This is a genomic window from Micromonospora sp. NPDC000668 (genome assembly GCF_042897975.1).
In the GTDB taxonomy this organism is placed as follows: Bacteria; Actinomycetota; Actinomycetes; order Mycobacteriales; family Micromonosporaceae; genus Micromonospora.
In genome coordinates this window covers 228,305-249,237 of the sequence record NZ_JBIAYP010000002.1, presented here as the reverse complement: position 1 = coordinate 249,237, position 20,933 = coordinate 228,305, and the positions used below count along the sequence as shown (strand labels likewise).

General features: G+C 73.3%; 14 protein-coding genes. 9 read left to right on the top strand and 5 right to left on the bottom strand.

Annotated elements, in window-relative coordinates; all coding sequences use genetic code 11:
* Window positions 1-75: 75 nt before the first annotated feature.
* From ACFY29_RS10540 to purE, 3 genes are all read left to right on the top strand, one after another.
* Window positions 76-2,112, top strand: coding sequence for a thioredoxin domain-containing protein (locus ACFY29_RS10540; RefSeq protein WP_386985055.1), 2,037 nt, complete (start codon window positions 76-78; stop codon window positions 2,110-2,112).
* 164 nt (window positions 2,113-2,276) lie between these two features.
* A complete protein-coding gene (locus ACFY29_RS10535) occupies window positions 2,277-3,452 on the top strand; it encodes a 5-(carboxyamino)imidazole ribonucleotide synthase (protein WP_386985053.1) in 1,176 nt (391 codons plus the stop codon).
* A gap of 38 nt (window positions 3,453-3,490) precedes the next feature.
* Window positions 3,491-3,982, top strand: a complete 492-nt coding sequence (purE, locus tag ACFY29_RS10530) for a 5-(carboxyamino)imidazole ribonucleotide mutase (RefSeq protein ID WP_386985052.1) — start codon at window positions 3,491-3,493, stop codon at window positions 3,980-3,982.
* A 220-nt stretch (window positions 3,983-4,202) separates the two neighbouring features.
* Here purE and ACFY29_RS10525 read toward each other — a convergent pair whose 3' ends face one another.
* Both ACFY29_RS10525 and ACFY29_RS10520 read right to left on the bottom strand, forming a co-directional pair.
* Window positions 4,203-9,101, bottom strand: coding sequence for an SCO7613 C-terminal domain-containing membrane protein (locus tag ACFY29_RS10525; RefSeq protein ID WP_386985050.1), 4,899 nt, complete (start codon window positions 9,099-9,101; stop codon window positions 4,203-4,205).
* A gap of 150 nt (window positions 9,102-9,251) precedes the next feature.
* Window positions 9,252-10,679, bottom strand: a complete 1,428-nt coding sequence (locus ACFY29_RS10520; RefSeq protein WP_386985048.1) for a UDP-glucose dehydrogenase family protein — start codon at window positions 10,677-10,679, stop codon at window positions 9,252-9,254.
* A 249-nt stretch (window positions 10,680-10,928) separates the two neighbouring features.
* On the opposite strand from ACFY29_RS10520, the gene ACFY29_RS10515 reads away from it, so the two are divergent.
* Together ACFY29_RS10515 and ACFY29_RS10510 are read left to right on the top strand one after the other, a co-directional pair.
* Window positions 10,929-12,098 carry an acyl-CoA dehydrogenase family protein gene (locus ACFY29_RS10515; protein ID WP_386985047.1) on the top strand — a complete coding sequence of 390 codons (1,170 nt, stop codon included), beginning with the start codon at window positions 10,929-10,931 and terminating at the stop codon, window positions 12,096-12,098.
* Between the two features lie 253 nt (window positions 12,099-12,351).
* Entirely contained in the window at window positions 12,352-13,644 is a 1,293-nt protein-coding gene (locus ACFY29_RS10510; RefSeq protein WP_328423663.1) for a multidrug effflux MFS transporter, read from the top strand.
* Between the two features lie 32 nt (window positions 13,645-13,676).
* Here ACFY29_RS10510 and ACFY29_RS10505 read toward each other — a convergent pair whose 3' ends face one another.
* Window positions 13,677-14,348, bottom strand: coding sequence for a hypothetical protein (locus ACFY29_RS10505; protein WP_328423665.1), 672 nt, complete (start codon window positions 14,346-14,348; stop codon window positions 13,677-13,679).
* Window positions 14,349-14,371: 23 nt separating this feature from the next.
* Here ACFY29_RS10505 and ACFY29_RS10500 point away from each other — a divergent pair, with 23 nt between their 5' ends.
* Together ACFY29_RS10500 and ACFY29_RS10495 are read left to right on the top strand one after the other, a co-directional pair.
* Entirely contained in the window at window positions 14,372-14,890 is a 519-nt protein-coding gene (locus ACFY29_RS10500) for a hotdog domain-containing protein (protein ID WP_328423667.1), read from the top strand.
* Between the two features lie 175 nt (window positions 14,891-15,065).
* Entirely contained in the window at window positions 15,066-17,075 is a 2,010-nt protein-coding gene (locus tag ACFY29_RS10495; RefSeq protein ID WP_386985044.1) for an acetoacetate--CoA ligase, read from the top strand.
* A 16-nt stretch (window positions 17,076-17,091) separates the two neighbouring features.
* On the opposite strand, the gene ACFY29_RS10490 is transcribed toward ACFY29_RS10495, so the two are convergent.
* Window positions 17,092-17,781 (bottom strand): TIGR03089 family protein, encoded by a 690-nt coding sequence (locus tag ACFY29_RS10490; RefSeq protein WP_386985043.1) that lies wholly within the window; start codon window positions 17,779-17,781, stop codon window positions 17,092-17,094.
* Window positions 17,782-17,936: 155 nt separating this feature from the next.
* On the opposite strand from ACFY29_RS10490, the gene ACFY29_RS10485 reads away from it, so the two are divergent.
* Window positions 17,937-19,082, top strand: coding sequence for a glycosyltransferase family 1 protein (locus tag ACFY29_RS10485; RefSeq protein WP_328423673.1), 1,146 nt, complete (start codon window positions 17,937-17,939; stop codon window positions 19,080-19,082).
* 63 nt (window positions 19,083-19,145) lie between these two features.
* Window positions 19,146-20,237 carry a sugar phosphate nucleotidyltransferase gene (locus ACFY29_RS10480; RefSeq protein WP_355606463.1) on the top strand — a complete coding sequence of 364 codons (1,092 nt, stop codon included), beginning with the start codon at window positions 19,146-19,148 and terminating at the stop codon, window positions 20,235-20,237.
* On the opposite strand, the gene ACFY29_RS10475 is transcribed toward ACFY29_RS10480, so the two are convergent.
* Window positions 20,206-20,814, bottom strand: coding sequence for an NUDIX hydrolase (locus ACFY29_RS10475; protein WP_386985040.1), 609 nt, complete (start codon window positions 20,812-20,814; stop codon window positions 20,206-20,208). The genes ACFY29_RS10480 and ACFY29_RS10475 overlap by 32 nt on opposite strands.
* Window positions 20,815-20,933: the final 119 nt, after the last annotated feature.

The following is a 20,933-nucleotide window of genomic DNA, read 5'->3' as shown; positions in this document are numbered from 1 at the left end:
GGCGGCCACACCGGCCGGCCTGACCATCCGGGCGGAGCCTGCGCGGTCCGCGCCGGGGCTGGCTATGGTCGTCGGGTGAACCGACTCGCCGGCGCCACCAGTCCATACCTGCTCCAGCACGCCGACAACCCGGTCGACTGGTGGCCCTGGTGCGACGAGGCGTTCGCCGAGGCGAAACGACGGGACGTACCGGTACTCATCTCGGTCGGTTATGCCGCGTGTCACTGGTGCCATGTGATGGCGCACGAGTCGTTCGAGAACGAGCAGGTCGGCGCGCTGATGAACGCCGACTTCGTGTCGATCAAGGTGGACCGTGAGGAGCGTCCGGACGTCGACGCCGTCTACATGACCGCCACCCAGGCGATGACCGGCCAGGGCGGCTGGCCGATGACCGTCTTCGCCACCCCGGACGGCACCCCGTTCTTCTGCGGCACCTACTTCCCGCGGGCCAACTTCGTCCGGCTGCTCCAGTCGGTCGCCGCCGCCTGGCGGGACCAGCGCGAGGAAGTGGTGCGTCAGGGCGCCGCGGTGGTCGAGGCGATCGGGGGCGCCCAGGCCGTGGGCGGCCCCACCGCGCCGCTGGACGCCCCGCTGCTCGACGCCGCGGCCGCCAAGCTGGCCGGCGAGTACGACGCGACGAACGGCGGTTTCGGGGGCGCGCCGAAGTTCCCACCGCACATGAACCTGCTCTTCCTGCTGCGCCAGCACCAGCGGACGGGCGACCCGCGCAGCCTGGAGATCGTCCGCCACACCGCCGAGGCGATGGCCCGGGGCGGCATCTACGACCAGCTCGCCGGGGGCTTCGCGCGGTACTCGGTGGACGGGCACTGGACGGTGCCGCACTTCGAGAAGATGCTCTACGACAACGCCCTGCTGCTCCGGCTCTACACCCAGCTCTGGCGGCTGACCGGCGACCCGCTGGCCCGTCGGGTGGCCCGGGACACCGCCCGGTTCCTCGCCGACGAGCTGCACCGGCCGGGGGACGGGTTCGCGTCCGCGCTGGACGCCGACACGGAGGGCGTCGAGGGGCTCACCTACGCCTGGACGCCGGCCCAACTCGTCGAGGTGCTGGGCGAGGACGACGGGCGGTTCGCCGCCGACCTGTTCGCCGTGACCGAGGAGGGCACCTTCGAGCACGGCATGAGCGTGCTCCGGCTCGCCCGGGACGTCGACGACGTCGCACCCGAGACCCGGGTCCGCTGGCAGCAGGTGGTGGGTCGACTGCTCACGGCCCGGGACACCCGTCCGCAACCGGCCCGCGACGACAAGGTGGTGGCGGCCTGGAACGGCCTGGCGATCACCGCCATCGTCGAGTTCCAGCAGGTGGCCGCGCTGTACGCGTCGCCACAGGACGAGGATGCCAACCTGATGGAGGGCGTCACCATCGTCGCCGACGGCGCGATGCGCGACGCCGGCGAGCACCTGGCCTCCGTGCACCTGGTGGACGGCCGGCTACGCCGGGTCTCCCGGGGCGGTGTGGTCGGTGAGCCGGCGGGCGTGCTGGAGGACTACGGCTGCGTGGCCGAGGCGTTCTGCGCGCTGCACCAGCTCACCGGCGAGGGCCGCTGGCTCGCCCTGGCCGGCGGGCTGCTGGACACCGCGCTGGAGCACTTCGCGGCGCCGGGCGGCGCCTTCTACGACACCGCCGACGACGCGGAGCGGCTGGTCACCCGGCCGGCCGACCCGACCGACAACGCCACCCCGTCCGGCCGGTCGGCGCTGATCGCCGGGCTGGTGGCGTACGCGGCGCTGACCGGGGAGACGCGTTACCGGGAGGCCGCCGAGGTGGCGCTCGGCACGGTCGCGCCGATCGTCGGGCAGCACGCCCGGTTCACCGGGTACGCGGCCACGGTCGGCGAGGCGCTGCTCTCCGGGCCGTACGAGATCGCCGTAGCGACCGACGACCCGATCGGCGACCCGCTGGTGGCCGCCGCCCACCGGCACGCCCCGCCCGGCGCGGTGGTGGTGGCCGGGCGCCCGGACCAGCCCGGTGTGCCGCTGCTCGCCGACCGGCCGCTGGTCGACGGCCGGTCCGCCGCGTACGTCTGTCGGGGCTTCGTCTGTCAACGCCCGGTCACCTCGGTCGAGGAGCTGGTCGCCGAGCTCGGCTGAGCGTCCCCGCCGCCCGGGTGCGGCCCGATGGTTGCCCGGAGTAGTGCCCGGGAGGTCGCTCGCGCCCCACGCCGGGTGTTGGCCGGCGAGCGCCTGGACGGGTCGGGCGCGAGCGCCGGCCCTCCGGTTGGCCGCGTCGGCGGCCCGGATAGGCTGGCCGCGCTATGGATTCCCGTACCGGTCTGCCCGTTGTCGGCATGGTGGGCGGCGGCCAACTGGCCCGGATGACCCACCAGGCCGCGATCGCCCTTGGCCAGTCACTGCGTGTGCTCGCGACCGCCCCCGACGACGGCGCGGCGCTGGTCGCCGCCGACGTCCAGTACGGCGACCACACCGACCTGGCCGCCCTGCGGACCTTCGGCAAGGGCTGCGACGTGGTCACCTTCGACCATGAGCACGTGCCCACCGAGCACATCCGCACGCTGGCGGCGGAAGGCGTCACCCTGTACCCGCCGGCGGACGCGCTGCTGCACGCCCAGGACAAGCAGGTCATGCGGGAACGCCTGACCGAGCTGGGCGCGCCCAACCCGGTGTGGCGGCCGGTCGGCGAGCCCGCCGACCTGGTCGGCTTCGGTGAGCAGGTCGGTTGGCCGGTGGTGCTCAAGGCGGCCCGGGGTGGCTACGACGGCCGGGGTGTCTGGCTGGTCGACGATGCCACCCAGGCCGTCGAGCTGGCACGGACGCTGCTCGCCGGCGGCACGCGGTTGATCGTCGAGGAGCGGGTGCCGCTGCGCCGGGAGCTGGCCGTGCAGGTGGCCCGCTCGCCGTTCGGCCAGGTGGCCGCGTACCCGGTGGTCGAGACGGTGCAGCGGGACGGCATCAACGTGGAGGTGCTCGCCCCGGCACCCGGCCTGGACGAGGAGCTGGCGGTCACCGCCCAGCAGCTCGCCATCGACCTGGCCACCGCGCTCGGCGTGGTCGGCCTGCTCGCCGTGGAACTCTTCGAGGTGCGCGACGCGGCCGGCCGACCGGCGATCGTGGTCAACGAGCTGGCGATGCGTCCGCACAACTCCGGGCACTGGACCATCGAGGGGGCTCGGACCTCCCAGTTCGAGCAGCACCTGCGGGCGGTGCTGGACTACCCGATGGGCGATACCGCGTTGGCCGCGCCGGTCGTGGTGATGGCGAACGTGCTCGGCGGCGAGCCGGGCGGGATGTCGATCGACGAGCGGCTGCACCACCTCTTCGCCGCCGAGCCGGGGGCCAAGGTGCATCTCTACGGCAAGCAGGTACGACCCGGCCGCAAGATCGGGCACGTCACCGTGCTCGGGGACGACCTGGACGACGTACGGACGCGGGCCGCGCGGGCCGCCCGCTGGCTGCGTGAGGGGCACGAGTGAGCCCGAGCCCCGCAGTCGCGAACGAAGAGGGGACCGCAGTGACCACTGTCGGGCTGATCATGGGCAGCGACTCGGACTGGCCGACGATGCGGGCCGCGGCCGAGGTGCTGGACGACTTCGGGGTGTCGTACGAGGTCCGGGTGATCTCGGCGCACCGGACCCCGGTCGCGATGATCGACTACGGCCGCGACGCCGTCGACCGGGGTCTCAAGGTGATCATCGCCGGTGCGGGCGGTGCCGCCGCCCTGCCGGGCATGGTCGCCTCGGTTACCCCGCTGCCGGTGATCGGCGTGCCGGTGCCGCTGAAGCACCTCGACGGCATGGATTCGCTGCTGTCCATCGTGCAGATGCCGGCCGGGATCCCGGTGGCCACCGTGTCGATCGGCAACGCCCGCAACGCCGGCCTGCTGGCCGTGCGGATCCTCGGCGTCGCCGACGAGGACCTCCGCGCGCGGATGACGACCTACCAGCAAGACCTGGAACAGCTGATCATCACCAAGGACGCCGCCCTCCAGGCCACCCTCACCTAACCCCCCACGGCACCAAACGTCCGCCCCCGACCCGCTCCCCGCCGAGCCCGGCGTACCCACTCGGCACGCTCACCGTGCCGCACGTACGTACCCACCCGGCACGCTCACCGCGCCGGACGTACGTACCCGGCCTGCTCACCGTGCCCACTCACGCACGCCGCACGACCCCTCCGCTTCATCTCACCGTGCCCACTCACGCACGCCGCACGACCCTCCGGTTTCACCTCATGCCGCGTAGCGCGGTCTGTAGGCGTTCCTGGGCGCGGCGGCGGCGCTCGTTGCTGGCGCCGAGGATCAGCAGCAGGATGCCCACCGGGATCAGCGCCAGCCATGGGCCGAGGCTGAACAGCGCGTGGATCGCGGTGATCGCGGTGACCGACGCGCCGACGATCACCGGCGCCTGCTGTCGGCTGGTCGAGCCGAAGATCAGCACCGCCACCGCGCCGAGCAGCAGCAGCATCTGCCGCAGCGTGCTGGATTCGGTGGCCAGCACGATCGCCAGGGTGGGCACGAACGCGGCGACCAGCGCCGGCCCGTACGCCACCCAGCTGCTCAGGTCCGGCCGGTGGCGCAACTCGAGCACCCCCACCAGCAGGGCCAGCGCGGCGAAGGGCAGGGTGTACGCCTCGGGCAGCGCCACGTCGGCGACGCGCATCAGGATCCACCAGGCGGTGATCTCGCAGACCACCACCGACCAGAAGAGGATCCGGCGCTCCACCGGCCGCCGACCGGGCCGGGTCGCCGCCACGCCGAGGACCGCGCCCCAGGCGGCCAGCAGGGCGGCGATGTGGCGGGGCGAGTCGAAGGCGAGGGCGAAGGCGATCAGCGCCGCCGCGTACCCGCTCCACTCCACCGTGGAGGCCTCGCGCTGCGCCTCGGGACGGCGCAACCGGGGCAGGGTCGCGGCGAGCACCTGCAGGACCGCACCGACGGCCAGCACACCGAACGCGGACCAGACCGCGGCCAGGCCGGCGACCAGGCCGACGGTGAGCACGAAGAGCTGCGCCATCAGCGATGCGAAGAGCCAGCCGAGGATGCGCGCCCGCTGAGTGGTGCCGAACAGCGCCGCCACCGCGCCCACGCCGACCGCGCTGCCGAGGGTGAACAGGGTCAGCTGCCGGTCGGCCAGGCTGCCGGCCAGCCCGGCGCCGCCGCCGGCCAACCCGATGAGGAACACCAGCACCCGGGCCAGCCGTAGCGAACGGGCCGGCTCGACCAGCGGCGGCGGCGGGGTCAGCGCGAGGCCGAGCATCGCGATGGTGAAGACGGAGAGCGCGGCGACGGTGCTCGCCGGCCAACCCATGCCCAGCGCGATGGGCGCGATCAGCAGCGTGACGGCGGCGCCGGGCAGCACCACCGGTACGGCCCGGGACCGCCGCCCGCCGCTGAACCCGGTGGCGGCCAGCGCCGCGGTCGCGGTGAGCAGCAGCGCGGTCAGCACGTGGGTCGGGTTGACCACGTCCGGGGGCGGGGTGAGCAGCTCCGGCGGCGGCCCCTCCCAGATGCGGGCCAACGTGCGGTGCGGTTCGACCAGGGCGGTGACCAGGGCGGGTCCGATCGAGGCGAGCGCCAGGGCGGTCGGTAGGGCCGCCGCGGCCAGCGCGCCGGCGGACGGGCTGACCCGCCATCGCCGACGGTCCGGGTCGTCCGGCAACCGCCGCATCGCGCCGCTGAACAGCACCGCCCAGCGGCGGACCGGCTGCGCCGAGCCGGTCGGCGGCACGGTGGCCGCCCGGATCAACTCGGCGAGCACGCCGAGCAGGGCGGCCGCGGCCGCGTAGACACCCGAGGGGAGGCCGGTGGGGATGGCGGCGAGCGCGCTGATGGTGGCCCCGCCAACCACGGCCACGCTGACCCACGGCAGGTACTGCGGCACCTGCCGGCGGACTGCGGCCGCGGCGGCCAGGCCCAGGCTGGACGCGGCCAGCGCCGCGGTCAGCACCACCTGCGCCGAGTGTTGGAACTCGGCGGACAGCGCCGCTACCGCGCCGGGGAGGGCCAGCAGCGCGGCACCGGTCGCCGCGCCGCCTATCTGCGCCAGGTGCGGTGGCATCCCGTCGGTTTCGATGTCGGTCACCTGCGGACCCGCCAGTACGCGGGCCAGGGTGGCCACCACCACGCCGATCAGTGCGATGCTGCCCAGCGCCAGCGCGGTGGTCCACGGCCGGACCAGGCCGGCGCCGGCCGCGTGCAGCGCGACCACCCCGGCCACGGTGGCCCGGGACAGCCCCGCCCGGGCCTCCTCCGTGGCCACGGCGGCCATGCCGAAGACGGTGGCGACCATCCCGCCGACCAGGACCGGCGACCACCAGGGCAGGTCGAAGGCGGCCGGTGCGCCGATCGTGGCGAGCACCACCGCGGCGCCGGACACGTCCCACCGCCAGGGCGGCGGGAGCAGGATGCCGGCGGCGACGGCCAGCAGCGCCAGCGCGACCGGGGCCTGCCAGGTGGCGCCTCCGGTCGGCGCGGCCGGCCAGTCGGTCAGGTTGCCGTCCCAGATCGGACCGGGCGTGGCCAGCACGCCCAGCCCGCCGCGCAGCGCCGTCCAGCCGGCGAGTACGCCGATCAGTGCGCCGCCGACGGTGATGCCGAGGATCGGCCCGCGCCGCCACTCCTCGGGCATGGCGCGAGCACCTACGGCGACCACCAGCACCAGACCGGCGGCCACCGCCAACTGCCCGCCCGGGGTGAGTACCGAGGCGATCCGGACCAGCGTGGCGATCAGGGCGGTGGTCACCGCCGCGGCGGCCAGGTCGGAGCCGTCCAGGGCGAGGTCGGAGCGGCGTCCGGCGTCGATCGACGGTGCCAGGAAGAGCAGCACGGCGGCGACCAGCAGAATTGCGCCGACCCAGGCGTCGGCGACGGTCGCCCCGGGTGCGCCGAAGGCGGCGGCGGTGACCACCAGCGCGCCGAGACCGGTGCCGACGGACAGCGGTGTCGGGATGCGCCGCTGGGAGACCTGCACCACGGCGGCGTAGCCGAGGGTGACGCAGACCGCGAGGAAACTCGCCGCCAGCACCGGGACGGTCACCTCGCGCAGGCTGGCAGGGGTGGGGGTGGGATCGGTCGGCACGGTGGCGGCCACGAACGCGGCGACCGCCCCGGGCAGCGCGAAAGCGGCGCCCCCGGCGGCCCAGGCGGCGACCGTGTCGGCTGCGGCCGAGGCGATCCGGATCCGGGGTGCCAGCGCGACCAGCGCGCCGGCCGCGAAGAGGGTGAGCAGGACCGCGGCGGTGAGCGTCGGCCCGACCAGGCTGGCGCCCGCACCGAACATGCCCACCACGGCGGCCCCGATGCCATGCGCCAGGGCGGCCCGGCTGGTCCGCGCGGAGAGGCCGATCACGCCGATGCCGACCGCGGTGAGCACCATCGGCCAGGGCGCATACGCCCAGCCGAGACCGAACGAGGCCGGCACGGCCAGCGCGGTCAGCGCCGCCCCGGCGACCGCGAACTCGCGGCGGATCTCCGGCGGCAGGGCCAGCACCGCGGCGATGGTGAGCAGGAACGCGGCGGCGGCGAGCTGCCAGGTGGTGGGGCCGACCGCAGCGGCCAGTTCGGCCCGGTACTGGTCGAGGTCGGCGCCCCAGGCGGGCAGTACCGCCTGGACCGGCGCCACTCCGGCGCGCAGCGCGCCCCCGGCGACCACCAGCCCGCTGACGGTGAGCGCCACCGCCGAGGCGACCTGCGGGCCGCGCCGGGCGGCCTCGGGGACCGCGCGCACCGCCAGCCCGGTCACCGTAATGACCGCCGCGATCAGCAGCAACGACCGGCCGGGCAGGGCCACCGAGGCGATCCGGCCGAGCGCGCCGATCACGGCCAGGGTGAGGATGCCGGCCGCGACGTCGGGCAGCGGCGGTCGGCGCAGCACCAGCGCGCCGGCCAGCCCGACCGCGGCGGCCAGCAGCAGCGCCACCCCGGCACCGGTCGCCGCCGGCACGGTCTCGGCCTGGAGCAGGGCGGTGACGGCGTACGCCAGGGCGACGGCGACCGCCACCGCGTGCAGCAGCCAGATCAGCTCGCGCAGCCCGGGCACCGGGCGGGTCGGCCGGGTGTCGGCGGCCCCGGCATCGGCGTTGAGCAGCTCGGCGGCCTCCTCCGGGTCGCCCTCGGGTCGGCTCTCGGCGCTCCGTTGCGGGGGCGCCGGGGGCATGCCGGGCTCTGGCAGGTCCTGCCGGACGGGCCGCTCCACGGCGACCCCGGTGCGGGTCAGCCAGAGGTCGAAGAGGGCGACCAGCGTCAGCAGCAGGGCCCAGCCACCCGGCCCGGTGATCCGGTCGTACGCGAGCAGCGGCAGCACCGGCTGCGCGGCGAGCACGGTGGCGAACCGGGGTGTGCGCAGACCTGTCCACCTGGCGTACCCGAACGCGACGGCGGCGGTGAACGCGAAGATCACCCCGGCGAAGACCGCTCCGGAGGAGCCCCCGTTGCCGATCCGGTCCACCGCCCACAGGGCGTTTCCGGCCAGCGGCACCAGCAGCAGGCCGACCGCGGAGATCGTCTCGGCGGTCGAGGTGAGCCCGCGCCGGGCCAGCGCCGGTGGGGCGAGCAGCATCAGGACGGTGGCGAGGAGCAGGATGCCGAGCCGGGCCAGCGCGTCCATCGAGCTGGTCGCCACTGCGGCGAAGACCACCGCGGCCACCCCGAGCAGCAACGCGCCCAGCCCGAGTGGGATGTTCTGCACCTCGCGGGAGGACGCCTCCGGCGGGTGCTCCGGGTCGTCCGCGTCCAGCCAGGACGCCCGGGGCGGTGGTGGCGGCGGGGGGTCCTCCGGGGCGGGCGGGCTGCCCTGGCGGGGCACCCGGGGCGGGGCACCGGTGGTGGCGGTCGGTGGCCGGCGGCCGGGCCGGCGGCGCAGCACCCGGCGTGGCCGGGTGGCCTGCTTGAGCCGTTCCTCACTGGCGTGCGCCAGGATGTCCCGCTGGAAGAGCGCGGCCTGCATCTTGGCGGCGATCTGCCGCTGCTCGCTGGCGATGGCGGCGTCGCGCGCCTTCATCTCCGCGATCGAGCGCTCGATGTCCGCCAGGTGCTCGACCCACTGCGGCTGGTCGGCCCCGCAGTGCGGGCAGCGGACAGCCGGCTTGATCTCCTGGCCGCACGAGGAGCACTGAAACGTCGCCACGACATCCTCCACCCGCACTGTGGACATCCACTGTCGCAGCATGCCCAAAGCTGGCGCGGATTACGACACTTGTCGGCGGGTCCGGGGCAAACAAACGACACCGGCCGGCCACGGAGGGTGCTCCGAGACCGGCCGGTGGGGTTTGATCCGTCAGGGGCGGCCCATGCCCCGGTACTCCCAGCCGGCCTGGGTCCACAGTGTGGAGTCGAGGCAGTTGCGGCCGTCGACCACCTTGCGGCCGGCGACGAGCTCGCCGAGGGCGACCGGGTCGGCGTTGCGGAAGTCGGCCCACTCGGTGAGGACGCAGACCAGGTCCGCGCCGCTGACCGCCTCGTTGATGCCGGCCTCGTAGGTCAGCTCGGGTACGGCGCGGCGGGCGTTCTCGGTGCCCTGCGGGTCGTACACGTGCACGTCGGCGCCGGCCTTCTGCAGCAGCGCGGCGACGGCGAGCGCCGGGGCGTCGCGGACGTCGTCGGTGTTGGGTTTGAAGGTGGCGCCCAGCACGGCGATCCGGGTGCCGGAGAAGTCCGGGCCGGCCGGCCCGGAGCGGCGGCCGAGCAGGTCCGCGGCGAGCTGGAGCACCCGGGTCCGGCGGCGCAGGTTGATCAGGTCCACCTCGTGCAGGAAGCGCAGCGCCTCGCCAGCGCCCAGCTCCTGCGCCCGGGCCTGGAAGGCCCGGATGTCCTTGGGCAGGCAGGCGCCGCCGAAGCCGAGACCGGCCTGGAGGAACCGGTTGCCGATCCGCGGGTCGTAGCCGATCGCCCGGGCCAGCTGGGTGACGTCGCCGCCGGAGGCCTCGCAGACCTCGGCCATCGCGTTGATGAAGGAGATCTTGGTGGCCAGGAAGGCGTTCGCGGCGACCTTGACCAGCTCGGCGGTCGCGAAGTCGGTGACCACCAGGGGCACCTCGCGGTCCTCGGTGGCGGCCAGGTCGAAGACACCCTTGTGGGCGGCGTAGAGCATGCCGTTGGCCCACTCGCTCTTCACGCCGACCACGATCCGGTTGGGGCGCAGCACGTCGTCGACGGCGAAGCCCTCCTGGAGGAACTCGGGGCTCCACGCCACCTCGACGCCCAGGTCGTTGGGGGTGTGCTTGCCGACCAGCTGCTCCACCCACTCGGCGGTGCCCACCGGCACGGTGGACTTGCCGACGATCAGCGCCTTGCGGGTGAGGTGTTGCGCCAGGCTGGTCACCGAGGCCTCGACGTACGACAGGTCGGCGCCCATCCCGTCGGCGCGCTGGGGGGTGCCGACGCAGATGAAGTGCACGTCACCGAAGTCGGCGGTCTCGGCGATGTCGGTGCTGAACCGCAGCCGGCCGGCGGCCAGGTTGCGCCTGAGCAGCTCGTCCAGGCCGGGCTCGTGGATCGGCACCTGACCGGCGTTGAGCATCGCGATCTTGTCAGCGTCGACGTCGAACCCGAGCACCTCGTACCCCAGCTCGGCGTAGCAGATGGCGTACGTCGCACCCAGGTAACCGGTCCCCAGGAAGGTCACCCGCGGCCGGGCCGCACCCGAGGGCGGCGTCACCGCGGCGATGGCGGGGGTCGGCTGAATGGTGGGATAGGGGATCGTCACGCCTGTCTTCTCCGCTCGCACTGGCGGCGCTTCGTCGCGTCGCATTTTGCTGCGGCGCCTGGCCGGGCACCGGAGGGTGGCTCAACTGTCTTCTTCCATCATCGCGCAGCGGCCTGGGTGCTCCGTCATGTCTATACCTACGCGCCGGTAACATCACTTGAACTGCAGTCGCTAGTCTTCAGTCTGCGCGGTCGGCGGTCAGGAGACGCTACAGACTGCGCATGATAGCGGTGAAGGGGAGGGGCCGACATGGCCGCAGGGGAGTCGTTCGACGTCTACCGGTTGCCTGAGGAGCACGTGGCGATCCGGGAGGCGGTCCGCGAGGTCTGTACGGCGAAGGTGGCCCCACACGCCGCCGAGGCCGATGAGACCGGTGAGTTCCCGAAGGCGTCCTACGACGCGCTGCGGGCGGCCGACTTCCACGCCCCGCACATCCCCGAGGAGTACGGCGGTGCGGGCGCGGACGCGCTGGCCACCGCCATCGTGATCGAAGAGGTGGCCCGGGCCTGCGCGTCCTCCTCGCTGATCCCGGCGGTCAACAAGCTTGGCACGATGCCGCTGCTGTTGTCCGGTTCCGAGGAGATCAAGCGCCGCTACCTGACGCCGGTGGCGGCGGGGGACGCGATGTTCTCGTACTGCCTCTCCGAGCCCGAGGCGGGCAGCGACGCGGCGTCGATGACCACCCGCGCGGTACGTGACGGGGATCACTGGGTGCTCAACGGTGTGAAGCGCTGGATCACCAACGCCGGCGTCTCCGAGTTCTACACCGTCTTCGCCGTCACCGACCCGACTGCCCGGTCCCGGGGCATCTCCGCCTTCGTGGTCGAGAAGTCCGATGCCGGGGTCAGCTTCGGCGCCCCGGAGAAGAAGCTCGGCATCAAGGGCTCGCCGACCCGTGAGGTCTACCTGGACAACGTGCGGATCCCGGCGGACCGGATCATCGGCGCGGAGGGCACCGGCTTCGCCACCGCGATGCGGACCCTGGACCACACCCGGGTCACCATCGCCGCGCAGGCCATCGGGATCGCGCAGGGCGCGCTCGACTACGCCAAGGGGTACGTGGCCGAGCGCCGGCAGTTCGGCAAGGCGGTCGCCGAGTTCCAGGGCGTCCAGTTCATGCTCGCCGACATGGGCATGAAGCTGGAGGCGGCCCGGCAGCTCACCTACGCCGCGGCCGGCAAGTCCGAGCGTGGCGACGCGGACCTGACCTACTTCGGCGCGGCGGCCAAGTGCTTCGCCTCGGACGCCGCCATGGAGATCACCACCGACGCGGTGCAGTTGCTCGGTGGCTACGGCTACACCCGGGACTACCCGGTCGAGCGGATGATGCGGGACGCCAAGATCACCCAGATCTACGAGGGCACCAACCAGGTGCAGCGGATCGTCATGGCGCGGCAGCTGCTCAACGGCGTTGCCTAGGCTTTCCTCCCAGTCAGATCCCGGGCGCCGACCGAGTTGAATTTCTCGGTCGGCTGCCTGCGTTGTGCCACGAGGGCACACGTGACTCCCCACACACCGAGCATTTCGTGCGGGTTCGTGTCGTTGACGAGCGGGGAGAATCAACGCACCTGACCTCCGGCTGATCCGTGCCGCCATCCCTTGCCTTGTCCTCCACTCGCTGCCCAGCGTCGGGCGCGCCCAACGACGTCTACGAACACGCAGAGAGATCGAGATGATGAAGCAGTTGGTGGACAAGACCGGCCCCGGTTCCGCCGCCGAGCAGGAGGTGCTGCCCGGCGACCTGATGACCAAACGCCAACGGGTGCAGCTCGTGCTCGTGCTGGGTGCGCTGATCGCGATCGGGCCGCTGACCATCGACATGTACCTGCCGGCGCTGCCCGCCATCACGGCCGGTCTGCAGACCACCGAGACCGCGGTGCAGTTGACGCTGACGGGCACCCTGGTCGGCCTCGCGCTGGGCCAGTTGCTGATCGGGCCGCTCTCCGACGTGGTCGGGCGGCGTACGCCTCTGCTGGCCGGGCTGGTCGTGCACGTCGTGGCATCTGTGCTGTGCGTGTTCGCGCCCAGCATCGCCGTGCTCGGCACGTTGCGCGTGCTGCAGGGCCTCGGGGTGGCGGCCGCCACCGTGGTCGCCACCGCCGTGGTACGCGACCTGTTTAGCGGTGCCGCCTTCGCCCGGATCTTCTCCCGGCTGATGCTGGTCATGGGCCTGGCGCCGATCCTCGCACCGACCCTGGGCAGCGGCGTGCTGCGCTGGACCGAGTGGCGGGGTGTCTTCGCGACGCTGGCGGTGCTGGGCGTGCTGCTGACCGTCGTGGCCGCGCTCCGGTTGCCGGAGACCCTGCCGGTGGCTCGCCGCCGGCATGGCGGGGTGGGTGCGACGATGCGCGACTACCGGCGCTTGTTCAACGACCGGGCCTTCATCGGTCTGGTGCTGGTCGCCGGGCTGGCCATGGCCGCCCTGTTCGCGTACGTCTCCGGGTCGTCCTTCGTGCTGCAGGAGCAGTACGGCCTCGACGAGCAGCAGTTCGGCCTGGCCTTCGGGGCGGGTTCGGTCGGCCTGATCGGGGCCACCCAGTTCAACGTCCGGCTGCTGCGTCGCTTCACCCCACAGCAGATCCTGGTCAGCGCCCTGATCGCCGGGACGGCGGCCGGGCTGCTGCTGATCATGTTCGCTGTGACCGGCCTCGGTGGCCTGGGCGCCCTGTTGGCGTCGCTGTGGCTGGTCCTGGCCGCGGCGGGCCTGGCCCTGCCGAACGCGCCAGCGCTGGCGATGACCCGGCACAGCGAGGCCGCTGGGACCGCCGCGGCGCTGCTCGGCGCCGTGCAGTTCGGCATCGGCGCGGTGTCGGCACCCCTGGTGGGGTTCCTGGGCACCGGGAGCGTGCCGATGGCGATCGTGATCGCGGGCGGCATGGCCGCCGCGCTGGCGGTCATGCTCCTCGTCGTTCCCCGCGCCGACCTCGGCACCGTCGACCCGGACCTGGCTGTCGCCGTGCACTAGGGGGCGGGCCGGTCACCCGGCCCGCCCGATGATCAGCGGATTTCGGTGGTGTCCTCGGGGCGGGACTGGCCGCGCGGCGGCGCGGACCACGGCGACTCGCCACCCACCCGGCGGGGCAGCGGGTCGGTCGGTGTCGGATCGGCCGGGTAACCCAGGGTGACCGGGGTGGTGTCGCGCTCCGCGGGCTCGCGGGGCGGCCAGTCGGTCAGTGTGGGGTTGTCGCTCGGGGGGCCGTCCGTTGGCACGGGTGTTGGCGTCGCGGCCGGCTCGGTCGCCGGACGCGGCCAGGCCTGCCAGCGTTGCCTGCTGAACGTCGCCATCAGCAGCAGCAGGCCGATCAGGAAGAGGGTGCCGTTCTCCAGCGGTAGCCGCAGCGGCAGCGGATCGCCGAACAGTTTCCACCCCTGCGGGATCGCATCCCGCACCTCGAACGGTGCCATGAACATCCCGACGTACGGGATGGCCAGCAGCAGCCCGGCCACCAGCGGGCCCAGCGGCGAGACGCGCAGTGTGCCGAGCAGGCCGAGCAGGACAGCACCGACACCGAGGTACACAGCCGGCTCGATCAGGTTGGCCGTGTTGAAGGTGCCGATCTCCACCCAGCGGTCGACCGTCCGGCTCGACCCGTCCTGCCCCAGTGTGACCAACACCCAGGTGATGGGCGCCACCACCAGCCCGGCGAGGAAGCTCCAGAGATGTCGCATCCGCGCACCGTACCGTTTCCGGCATGACCGAGCACCTCTCCGCCGCTCCGACCGGCAAGCCGACGTCGTACTCCCGGGTCACGCTGAGTAAGATCATGACCGCCGTCGACGTGAATCTCTACGGCACTGTGCACGGCGGGGTCCTGATGAAGTTCGTCGATGACGTGGCGGGGGCCGCCGCCGCGCGGCACAGTGGTGGCACGGCGGTGACCGCGGCGATCGACGAGATCGTCTTCTCCGAGGCGGTCCGGGTCGGTGATCTGGTGCACGCGCACGCCCAGGTGAACTGGACGGGGCAGACCTCGATGGAGGTGGGCGTGCGGGTGGTCGCCGAGCGGTGGGACTCGGCCGAGGACGCGCCGGTCCGGGTGGCCACCGCGTACCTGGTCTTCGTCGGGGTGGACGTGGGCGGGGCGCCGCGGATGGTCCGCCCGGTGCTGCCGGAGACGCCGGAGGACGAGCGCCGGTATCGGGAGGCGGAGATCCGTCGCGCCCACCGTCTCGCTCGCCGCCGCGCCATCCAGGCGCACCGCGCGGGCTGAACGCGGTCGGGCCGGGGCGGGTTGAGCGGCGGCCCACACAGGTCGCGGCTGGGGCATGTGGCGTGGGCACGCGTCGGTGGCCCTACCCGGTGCGCAGAATGGCGCTTCGAGGTAGGGCAAGATGGCGCCACGGCCCAATCACAGTGTCGTGCCGGGCCAGGGGGAGGGTGGAGCAGTGGGTGACGTGCTGTGGACGCCGCCGGCGGACGTACTGGAGCGGACCCGCATCGGCGACTACCTGCGCTGGCTGCGGGAGCACCGTGGGCTGGACTTCGCCGACTACGACGCGCTGTGGCGTTGGTCGGTCACCGACCTGGACGCGTTCTGGCGCTCGATCTGGGACCACTTCGAGGTGGTGGCGCACACCCCGCCGACGGCGACCCTGGCCGAGCGGGGGATGCCCGGTGCCCGCTGGTTCCCCGGAGCCACGCTCAACTACGCGGAGAACGTGCTGCGGATGCCCGGGCGGGCCGACGACGACCCGGTGGTGATCGCGCACGGGCAGACCCGGGCGCCGGTCACGCTGACCGCCGCCGAGCTGCGCGAACAGGTCCGCCGGGTGGCGGCCGGGCTGCGCCGGCTCGGCGTCACCGCCGGTGACCGGGTGGCGGCGTACGCCCCGAACATTCCCGAGACGTACGTCCTGCTGCTGGCCACCGCCAGTCTGGGGGCGATCTTCTCGTCCTGCGCGCCCGAGTTCGGCACCCGCAGCGTCGTCGACCGCTGGCAGCAGATCGAGCCGACCGTGCTGGTCGCCGTGGACGGCTACCGGTACGGCGACAAGCCGGTGGACCGGCGCGCCGAGGTCGCCGCCATCCGGGCGGCCCTGCCGTCGTTGCGGCACACCGTCGGGATCGGCTATCTGGACCCGGCGGAGGCCGCGCCAGTGGACGCGCTGGGCTGGGCCGACCTGGCCGCGCCCACCGACGAGCCGTTGGCGTTCACGCCGGTGCCGTTCGACCACCCGCTGTACGTGCTCTACTCCTCGGGCACCACCGGGCTGCCCAAGCCGATCGTGCACGGCCACGGCGGCATCCTGCTGGAGCATCTGAAGATGCTCGCCCTGCACCACGACCTGGGTCCGGCCGACCGGTTCTTCTGGTTCACCACCACCGGCTGGATGATGTGGAACTTCCTGGTCTCCGGTCCGGCGGTGGGCGCGACCATCGTGCTGTTCGACGGCAACCCGGCGGTCCGGGCTGAGCCCGGCCGGCCGGCTGAGCCCGACCTGGGCGGGCTGTGGCGGCTGGCGGCGGAGACCCGCACCACGTACTTCGGCACCTCGGCGCCGTTCCTGCTGGCCTGCCGCAAGGCCGGTCTCGTGCCCCGCGAGGTCGCTGACCTGTCCGCGCTGCGCGGCGTCGGCTCCACCGGTGCGCCGCTGCCCGCCGAGGGCTTCACCTGGGTGTACGAGACCGTCGGCGACCACCTCCAGCTCCAGTCGCTCTCCGGCGGCACCGACGTGTGCACCGGCTTCGTCGGTGGGGTGCCGCTGCTGCCGGTGTACGCCGGTGAGATCGCCTGCCGGGCGTTGGGCGCCAAGGTGGAGGCCCGATCCGCCGACGGCACCCCGGTGATCGGCGAGCTGGGTGAGCTGGTGATCACCGAACCGATGCCGAGCATGCCGGTGGGCTTCTGGAACGACCCGGACGGGACCCGCTACCGGGAGGCGTACTTCGACGTCTACCCGGGCGTCTGGCGGCACGGTGACTGGATCACCATCAACGCCCGTGGCGGCTGCGTGATCACCGGACGCTCGGACGCCACCCTCAACCGTGGCGGCGTGCGGCTGGGAACCGCCGAGTTCTACTCGGTGGTCGAGGGGCTGGACGAGGTGGTCGACTCCGTTGTCGTGCACCTGGAGGACGACGAGGGCGGCGCCGGCGAGCTGCTGCTCTTCGTGGTGCTCGCCGAGGGCCTGGAGCTGGACGACCCGATGCGCGCGAAGATCAGCCGCGAGCTGCGTACCGCCCTGTCGCCCCGGCACGTGCCCGACGAGATCCACCAGGTACGCGCGGTGCCCCGCACCCTCTCGGCGAAGAAGCTGGAGGTCCCGGTCAAGAAGATCCTCACCGGCACTCCGGTCGACTCGGCCGCCGCGAAGGGTGCCCTGGTCAACCCCGAGTCCCTGACCGCCTTCGCCACCTTCGCCCAACGCCGTGCCCCCAACAACACCCCCGCCTGACGCTGGCGGCGGTGGGTCAGGGCAGGGTGTGGGTCACCTGTTCGGTGGTGGTGCGGGCGGCCAGGCTGGCGGGGTTGAGGTTGGCGCAGAGGACGACGGTGGCGGCCTGAGTCAGCGGGGCGAGTAGCCAGTCCACCGGGTCCGGGTATCGGGCGGTGTCGATCAGGATGCGGGCACCGGGCGTGATGCCCAGCTCCGTGGCGCGGGCCTGGGCGCGGGCCAGCAGGGGCCCGTCGGCGGGGCCTGGCCCGGGCTGCGGGGTGAAGTGGTCGCCGTGCCGGCGTACCTCGACCACGTAGTCGGCGAACCCGGGTGGCACCTGTCGCAGCGGGGCGGCGAGTGGGGACAGCCCGAGGGCGTACCGCTCGTCGGCGGACCAGGACTGCGCCTCGTCGAGCCGGTCGGCGGCGGCGAAGAGCACGTCCACGTCGCCCGGCGTGTCGACCACGGCCAGTTTGGCCGACCAGCAACCCAGCAGCACCGCCGCGGTCTGCCAGTGCGGCGGCAGCAGCACCCCGGCCGGGGTGCCCGGTGCGAGGCCGACCTCGTCGACGAGAAGGTTGGCGGTCTTCGCCACCCAGTTCGCCAGCGTGGCGCCGGAAAGCTCGGTGCGGTCGCCGCTGGCGTCGTCGTACCAGGTCAGCAACGGTCGGGTCGGGTCGGTCGTGATCGCGTCGGCGAACACCCGGGCAATGTTGTCGGCCATCGGCGCGAACGATACGCCCCTGTGGCCCGTACTCGTAGACGGTGACAAGTCGGCGTACCGTCGGGTCGCAGTCAGCGTCGGCCCCGTGCTCCAGCGTAGGCTTGGCCACCGGAGTGTTGTTGCCCACAGACCCGCCATTTACAAGGAGTCGCCCCGTGACCGCCGGTCGCCCGCCCCGCGTGCTCATCGACGCCACGAGTGTCCCCGCCGACCGTGGTGGTGTCGGTCGATACGTCGACGGTCTGCTCGGTGCCCTCGGCAAGGTGTGCGGGTCGGGGGTGGAGCTGGCGGTGGTCAGCCTCCGCACCGACCTGGAGCGGTACACCCGGATGCTGCCCGGCGCGGAGATCATCCCCGCCCCGGCCGCCGTGGCGCACCGCCCGGCGCGGCTCGCCTGGGAGCAGACCGGGCTGCCGCTGCTCGCCCAGCAGGTTGGTGCGCACGTGCTGCACTCGCCCTTCTACACCTGCCCGCTGCGGGCCGGGTGTCCGGTGACGGTCACCGTGCACGACGCGACGTTCTTCACCGAGCCGGAGCATTACGACAAGTCCCGCCGGACGTTCTTCCGCAGCGCCATCAAGACCTCGCTGCGCCGCGCCGATCGGGTGATCGTGCCCAGCAAGGCCACCCGGGACGAGCTGATCCGGCTGCTCGACGCCGACCCGACCCGGATCGACGTGGCCTACCACGGCGTTGACCACGCCGCCTTCCACGCGCCCAGCGAGGAGGAGAAGGCCCGCGTGCGCGCCCGGCTGGGGCTGGGCAACAGCAGCTACGTGGCCTTCCTCGGGGCCAAGGAGCCACGCAAGAACGTGCCCAACCTGATCCGTGGCTGGGCCCGGGCGGTGGCCGACCGGGCCGACCCGCCCGCGCTGGTGATCGCCGGCGGGCAGGGGCACGACGACGACATCGACCGGGCGGTGGCCGAGGTCCCCTCCCACCTGCGGCTGCTGCGGCCCGGCTACCTGCGCTACGCCGACCTGCCCGGCTTCCTCGGCGGTGCGCTGGTGGCGGCCTACCCGTCCTATGGCGAGGGGTTCGGGCTGCCGATCCTGGAGGCGATGGCGTGCGCTGCCCCGGTGCTGACCACGCCCCGGCTCTCGTTGCCCGAGGTGGGCGGCGACGCGGTCGCGTACACCTCAGAGGACGCGGAGCAGATCGGCACCGACCTGGCCGCCCTGCTGGACGACGAGCAGCGCCGGTTGTCGCTGGCGAAGGCCGGTTTCGATCGAGCCAAGGAGTTCACCTGGGAGTCCAGCGCCGAGGTGCACATCGCCGCCTGGAGCCGCGCCCGCTCCTGACCGGCCGGGCAGCCGGCTGCGGACCCGCCCACCCGGTCCAGGTCCTTCGGGCATGATGTGCGGATGCTCTATGCGGTCATTCCGGCAGGTGGCAGTGGCACGAGGTTGTGGCCGTTGTCCCGCGCCGGTCATCCCAAGTTCCTCCATCCGCTGACCGGCTCCAACGCGTCGCTGCTCCAGGCGACCGTGGAGCGGCTGGCGCCGCTGGCCACACCGGATCACACCCTTGTGGTCACCGGTGCCGCGCACGTCGCGGCGGTGGCGCGGCAGCTCACCGGGTTGCCCGAGGAGAACATCCTGGTCGAGCCCTCGCCCCGGGACTCCTGCGCGGCGATCGCGCTGGCCGCTGCGGTGATCTCGCTGCGCGACCCGGAGGCGGTGATGGGCAGCTTCGCCGCCGACCACCTGATCGGCGACCCGGAGAGTTGGGTGCGTACGGTCCGGGAGGCGGTCCGCGGAGCCGAGCAGGGCATGCTGATGACGGTCGGGATCACGCCGACCCGTCCGGAGACCGGCTACGGCTACCTGGAGACCGGCGATCCGATCGAGGGCGTTCCGTGGCGCCCGGTGGCCGAGTTCAAGGAGAAGCCGGCCGCCGAGGTCGCCGAGGCGTACGTCCGTTCGGGCCGGCACCTGTGGAACGCGAGCATGTTCGTCTGGCGGGTTGACGTGTTCCTCGAAGAGTTGGCCCGCCAGCAGCCCGCCCTGCACGCCGGGGTCACCGCGATCGCTGCCGCCTGGGGCACACCGGAGCAGGACGACATGCTCGGTACGGTCTGGCCGACCCTGCCGAAGATCTCCGTCGACTACGCGGTGATGGAGGGCGCGGCCACCGCCGGTCGGGTGGCGACGGTGCCGGGCGACTTCGGCTGGAACGATGTCGGCGACTTCCACACCCTCGGTGACGTGCTGCCGGCCGACGCGGCGGGCAACGTGGTGCTCGGCGCGGGCTCCAAGCCGGGTGTGCTGCTGCGGGACAGCGCCAACCTGGTGGTGGTGCCGCAGTCCGGCCGGTTGGTGGCGGTCCTCGGGGTGCGTGACCTGATCGTGGTGGACACACCGGATGCGGTGCTGGTCTGCCCACGCGACCGGGCCCAGGACGTCAAGGCCCTGGTCGACGAGCTCAAGGAGCGGGGCGAAGAGGGCTACGTCTGAGGGCCGCGAGGGCCGGCGCGACCAGTTGCACGGTCCCGCCGGCCAGTGGCTCGGGCAGCCGGTCCGGTGGGAACCACCCCAGCGCCTCGGCCTCGTCGCTGACCTGCTCCACCGCGCCGGGCGGGGCGACCACCGCGAACCGGACGTCGTGGTGCAGCGAGCCGCCCTGGCAGCTCACCGGGTGGATGTCCACGTCGATCGGCACGGGGTCGATGCGCAGGCCGGCGATTCCGGACTCCTCGGTGGCCTCGCGCAGCGCGGCGCCGACCAGGGTCAGGTCGTCGGGCTCGCAGTGCCCGCCGAGCTGCACCCAGCGCCCGAACTTGCCGTGCAGGCAGAGCAGCACCCGCGAGCCGGTGTGGTCCAGCACGAGTGCGCTGGCGGTGACGTGCCCGGGGCGGTGTGGTCGGCTCATCGCGACGGGCCCGGCGGCGAGCAGCGCGAGGGTCCGGTCCCGCGCCTCGGCGGCGGCCGGGCCGGTGGGGTGCCAGCCGTCGAGCAGCGCGGTGGCGTCGGCGTGCAGCGTCGCGTAGGCGCTGGGGTGGGCGGCGGGTCCGGTGAACGCGGTGTCGGGCACCCCGCCACTGTACGAGCGCCCGGTCCGTAGGCTTGCGCGGTGACCCTGCGACTCGTCGAATTCGTGGGACGGCGTCATGAGACGACGGATGACCGGACGGCACCTCTGCGGAGCAAGGG